The organism is Dysosmobacter sp. HCP28S3_G4 (assembly GCF_052065175.1).
Lineage (GTDB): Bacteria > Bacillota > Clostridia > Oscillospirales > Oscillospiraceae > Oscillibacter.
This window is the reverse complement of the sequence record NZ_JBQHUP010000081.1, coordinates 1-5,252: the sequence shown is the minus strand read 5'-3', so window position 1 is coordinate 5,252 and position 5,252 is coordinate 1. Positions and strand designations below refer to the sequence as shown.

Here is a 5,252-nt window from a genome sequence, read left to right as displayed (position 1 = left end):
AAGCGTGGTAACATGTGAAGCTGACCGGTACTAATAGCCCGAGGGCTTGACCTACGAATGAAGCAGGCGGCCTGAAACGTAAGTCATACATTGTTCGGTTTTGAGGGTGCAGAAAAGCACGCTCCTAAAAGAAGTATGCGCCTTTAGCTCAGTTGGTAGAGCAACTGACTCTTAATCAGTGGGTCCCCGGTTCGAGTCCGTGAAGGCGCACCAATGGCCCGTTGGTCAAGTGGTTAAGACAGCGGCCTCTCACGCCGTTAACATCGGTTCGAATCCGGTACGGGTCACCACTTCTTTACGAGAGACACTTGACAAGGCGCGAAGGATGCGCTATAATACGATTTGTTCTTCAGGCGAGAGCCTGATGGATAAATAGAGTTGGTGCTGATTAGGATGAGGGTCCACCCGTTCCCATTCCGAACACGGTAGTTAAGCTCATCTCTGCCGACGATACTTGGCTGGTGACGGCCCGGTAAAATAGGTAGCGCCAACACTTGAACGGCAGTCGTCAGACTGCCGTTTTCTTTTGCCCTGACAAAGAGAACCCCCGGCTCTGCCGGGGGGCTAAAAGAGCTTATAGCGATGAAAAAAGTAAACAAGAAAAAGTCCCCGAGTTGAAATGAGAAAAGGTTTGCCGACCAAACTCACATCAACCGGAGACTAATTCATGACAAATTGTAAAGCTACCGATTTGAAAAATCTCACAATCGGTAGGTTTGGCCCGTTTACGGGCGGTGGGGCAAGTGATGCGAGCGAAAGATTTTTCAATGCGTCTTGAGAGGCGTGCCGGTAGTAAGCCCTTATAGGGCTTACTCAAGCCTCCGGCTTAGCCGGAGGTTTTGACTGCCCTGACAAGCCGCTGCATTGCCTGGCACTCGCGGGGAAGCGCGTACCGGATCACGCCTATCCTCTTTGGACAATTTACAGGATCTGGATAGTCGGAAAGGTACCGTCAACAGGCCACTTATTTTAATCTTATCGTCGAACTGCGCCAGGCTGGTTCTGGTTTGCCAGGGTGCTTACAAGGAGCCACGTGCGCGTGGAGCTGCTTTGCTGCGAGAGCTGACAGTCCATATACAGAGATCCCCCGGTTATCATGACCGGGGGATCTCTGTATATTATGACTTTACCATAACTTCAGGGATCATTCCTGATCCGATTGGAGGTGGGCGAGCTTTTCTTCCCGACGATTTTTCACCGCATCGGACATGGGCTTGATATCGCCGGCCTTGGTAAGCGCCTGCTTGGTGAGGACGGGACCTATCAACTCATAGATCAGAACGGAGAACAGGATGATATTGCGGATGAGATCGCCTTCGGCCCCCAGCTGCCGGGCTGTGATGCACATGCCCAGCGCCACGCCGGCCTGGGGCAGCAGTGTGATGCCCAGATACTTGCACACGGCAGGGGGACAGTGAGTCATACGGGTGCTGAAAAGGGCACCGCAGTATTTGCCGAGAGAGCGGAACAGAATATACACCAACCCCACGCCCACGATGGCCGCGTCGCTGAATACGTTCAGCTCCAACTCGGCGCCGCTGGCCACAAAGAACAGGGCGAACAGCGGGGAAGTCCAGCGGTCGGCCTTTTCCATCAGATCAGAGGACAGGGGGCAGAGATTACAGAAGGTGGTGCCCAGCATCATACAGACCAGCAGGGAGGAGAAGCCCACCTGCACGGGGCCGATGCTGAACTTCGCCATGGAGATGGAGACGGTGAGGAACACAAAGGCGATGGTCAGATTTAGACGGTTGGTGTTGGAGCGGAACAGCTTTTCCAGCTGGGTCAGCAGCCATCCGCACACCGCGCCCAGCAGCAGGGAAGCGGAGATCTCCACCAGCGGGTCTACCAAAATGGAGATCAGATCTACCACGCCGCTGGACAGGGTACGGGCGATGCCGAAGGAGACGGCGAACACGATGAGGCCCACGGCGTCATCCAGCGCCACCACCGGCAGAAGCAGATCCGTCAGAGGGCCTTTCGCCTTGTACTGCCGCACCACCATCAGCGTGGCGGCGGGGGCGGTGGCGGTAGCGATAGCACCCAGCGTAATGGCCTGGGCGACGGAGAGCTTGTCCGGCATGACCAGGTGCATCATCAGCAGTGCCGCATCCACAAACAGCGCGGCAGTCACGGCCTGGATCACGCCCACCACAGTGGCCTGCATACCCGTGTTCTTCAGATCGTTCAGCCGGAATTCGTTGCCGATGGAGAAGGCGATGAAGCCCAGGGCGATATTCGAGATGGGGGACATGACTTCCACGGCTTCCATGCTGACAAAGCCGAGACCATGAATGCCCAGCGCACCCAGACAGTAGGGGCCCACCAGGACGCCGGCCACCAGATAGGCGGTCACGTCGGGCAGCTTCAGCGGTTTGACAAGACGGGTCATCAGCAGACCCGACAGAAGTGCAACAGATACGGAAAGCAAAGAAGACATGGCGGAATCCCTCTCAAAATTCGGCGTTATCCAAGAGTATACGCTGAAAGTTCGAAAATCACAAATAGAATGTTTTTCAAATTTTTGGTCGAAATCCACAATACTATGCGAAAAATACATGGAGATTTAATAAAAATGGTATGCATTGGCGGGCGGACAGTTCCCGGAATTTGTCTGGGAGCAGGCGTCCCGCCGTTCCTGGGCACGGCTCCGCACAGGGATTTTCTCTGTGCTCATCTGTCGGGACAGCGGAACTTCTTTTCCCTTTGGAGACAGGACCGGAGCGTACGCAGCCCTGCCGGACAAATCAAACGCCCCGCCCAATTCGGGCGGGGCAGCTGTCGTATCACGGAGATCATTTCTGAGATATCGGAAATAAAATCGAAAAAATTTCTGTTTTGTTGTACTGATATTACCACATTTTCGCTACTTTTTCAAGTCTTGAAATGATAGGGCTTCCGGTGTAGAGAATATAGGAGAGGAGCGTGATGGTATGGAATGGACATTGATGCCGGTCTCCCCGCCGGAAGAGACGGTCAGGGCGCTGGCGGCGTGCAATCAGAGAACGGAGCGGTTCGGTCTGACGCTGTCCCCCCGGCAGATGGCGGCGCTGGCGTCCGGACGGAGGGAGGCCCTGCGGAGCACGGGACGGGTGGAGTTCGGCGAGGGCATCCTGCCGCGGCTGATCCATCAGTTCTGCGATTCCCCGTATGTGGACAGCGAGACCTGGGCGGAGACGCTGGAGGAGCTGCAAGGCCTGTTTTACTGCTTCAAAAATGAGTTTCCCCTCTCTGATGAGGACCTGCTGGCGGCCATGCGGGCGGTGTTCGACGGCCCGGCCCACGGCGCTCTGGAGCTGCTGCCGGACCGTCTGCCCGGATATCTGGCGGGAGAGGATGCGGAAAGGGAGGTCCGGGATGACTGACAACACACTGTCCGCGCCGCTGACGGCGGAGGAACAGGCGGAATTTCAGGACGCTCTCTGGCGTCTGCTGTCGGCACAGGCGGCTAGATTCACCATGGGGGAGAGCACGTCCCTGCCGGCGGAGAAGGCGGAGGCGCTGCTGGCGTCCGTTGTCTATACGCTAGGCGTGTCCCCGGACGATCTGGAGCGCATCCGGAGGTGTCTTTCCGCAGGGCTGGAGCGGGCACTGCACACCGGCCAGTCCCGGCTGCAGTGGAAGCTGCGGCAGGGAGAGCGTCTGTGGCAGGCAGCGTGCCTGACGGCGCCGGACGTGGGGAACCGGTCCCTGACGGACACGCTGAAAAGCATCGGCACCTTCTGGAAGCGGTACGACTGGCGGTATTTCGCCTGTGAGATCCCCTGTGACATCGACTACCAGCTGTCCCGACCGGTGCCGGACATGCTGGAGGGCGTGGATTATGTCAATGAATATCTCCGCCGCCTCCTGACGGAAAATCGCTTTCTGGCCCGGCTGGAGCTTCCGGCGGTAGAGCGGGTGCTGGCTGCCAGCTGTCCCGATTACCGGGGCCTGCTCATCAACCTGTTTGAACCCCCGGCGGCGGTGGCGTTGGGACGGGCCCTTCTGGGCGAGGACCCCCGCACCCTGGAGATGACGGACCGCCGCCGTAATGCATTGGGAGAAAAGCTGGGCTGTCTGCCGCCGGAGACGCTGCGCCGGACGCTGGAGGATGGGGCGGAGCGTCTCGCCGATGTGTTGGGCGCGGAAGAAGCGGAGCGGGCCTGCCTGCGGCAGTTTGCCGGGGATCTGTGTCCGAGACTGTCGGCGGCTATGCCGACGGGAGACCTGACCGGCGTGTTTCCCGGCGGATAGATTTTGAACAAAAGGCTTTCAGAAACTTTTAAGGTTTTAAAACACGGGAAAACCCCGGCAATATTTGAAAAAACAGGAGAAATCTTCAGGGTGATTTCAGCTTGATTTTAGCTTTCTCCGCTATCCTCTCTCACAAGGACGCACATGGCGTTAGAACATCCAAGGAGGAAGCGCGTATGGAAGAAGATGTGATGCGGGAGGCCCCGGCGTCTGCCTGGGACGGCGGAAAGCGGAAGCTGTTCCGGCGGAGAGACGGCGGGCAGAAGGCGGGAGGAAAGAAGAAGTGGCTTCTGCTGCTGGCCGCGGTGGTGGCAGTGGGAGCCGTGGTCGTTTTGATCCAGGGCCGCGCCAACGGCCAGCAGGAGACAGCCGCGGTCTACACAGAGGCGGCAGCGGAGCGCCGCTCCATTACCAAATCCCTCACCAGCAGCGGAACGCTGGAACCGGCGGACTCCTACGTGGTCAGCACGCTGGTGTCCGGTGAGATCCTCAGCGACACCTTTGAGGAGGGGGATCTGGTGGAGAAGGACCAGCTGCTCTACACCCTGGATTCCTCCGACGCCGACACCTCACAGACCCAGGCCCAGAACAGCCTGACCTAGGCTCAAAACAGCCTGACCCAGGCGGAAAAGAACTACGATCAGACGATGAAGTCCAAGTATCCCAGGGCGGATATGAGCGGCACGGTGGAGGAGGTCTACGTCCAGAACGGCGACACCGTCAGCGCCGGGACGCAGATCCTGAAGATCGTGGGAGACAAGAACCTGATCATCGACTTCCTGTTCAGCTACGCGGCTCCCGAGGACTTCTCCGTGGGCCAGACGGCGACGATCTATGTGGACGGCTTTGTGGACACCATCACCGGTACAGTGGTGGGGGGGGGGCCCCACCCCCCCCCCCCCCCCCTCGGCTCTTTTCGTTCGGAGACTGCGCAATGAAAACAGAGGCTAAACGCCACGCCCTTCAGGCGCTGGTTTTTCTGGCGGCAGCAGCCGCCTTTTTCTGGTGGGCCTTCC

5 protein-coding genes, 2 tRNA genes and 1 rRNA gene are annotated in these 5,252 nt (G+C 58.3%); 7 read left to right on the top strand and 1 reads right to left on the bottom strand.

Annotated features, from left to right (window positions below; genetic code table 11):
• Positions 1-137 precede the first annotated feature (137 nt).
• From ACTNBU_RS12310 to rrf, 3 genes are all read left to right on the top strand, one after another.
• A tRNA-Lys gene (locus ACTNBU_RS12310) sits at positions 138-213 on the top strand.
• A gap of 2 nt (positions 214-215) precedes the next feature.
• A tRNA-Glu gene (locus tag ACTNBU_RS12305) sits at positions 216-290 on the top strand.
• An 87-nt stretch (positions 291-377) separates the two neighbouring features.
• Positions 378-493 (top strand): 5S ribosomal RNA (rrf, locus tag ACTNBU_RS12300).
• Positions 494-1,144: 651 nt separating this feature from the next.
• Here the strand turns inward: rrf and ACTNBU_RS12295 are convergent.
• Positions 1,145-2,440, bottom strand: coding sequence for a cation:proton antiporter (locus tag ACTNBU_RS12295; RefSeq protein WP_441034360.1), 1,296 nt, complete (start codon positions 2,438-2,440; stop codon positions 1,145-1,147).
• 493 nt (positions 2,441-2,933) lie between these two features.
• On the opposite strand from ACTNBU_RS12295, the gene ACTNBU_RS12290 reads away from it, so the two are divergent.
• The 4 genes from ACTNBU_RS12290 (at position 2,934) to ACTNBU_RS12275 (ending at position 5,174) form a co-directional block, all read left to right on the top strand.
• On the top strand, positions 2,934-3,365 hold the full coding sequence (locus ACTNBU_RS12290) for a DUF6323 family protein (protein ID WP_441034359.1): 432 nt from the start codon (positions 2,934-2,936) through the stop codon (positions 3,363-3,365).
• Entirely contained in the window at positions 3,358-4,236 is an 879-nt protein-coding gene (locus ACTNBU_RS12285; protein ID WP_441034357.1) for a DUF6179 domain-containing protein, read from the top strand. Before ACTNBU_RS12290 ends, ACTNBU_RS12285 begins: the two co-directional genes overlap by 8 nt.
• Positions 4,237-4,412: 176 nt before the next feature.
• A complete protein-coding gene (locus ACTNBU_RS12280; protein WP_441034355.1) occupies positions 4,413-4,838 on the top strand; it encodes a hypothetical protein in 426 nt (141 codons plus the stop codon).
• A gap of 45 nt (positions 4,839-4,883) precedes the next feature.
• On the top strand, positions 4,884-5,174 hold the full coding sequence (locus tag ACTNBU_RS12275) for an HlyD family efflux transporter periplasmic adaptor subunit (RefSeq protein WP_441034353.1): 291 nt from the start codon (positions 4,884-4,886) through the stop codon (positions 5,172-5,174).
• Positions 5,175-5,252 lie beyond the last annotated feature (78 nt).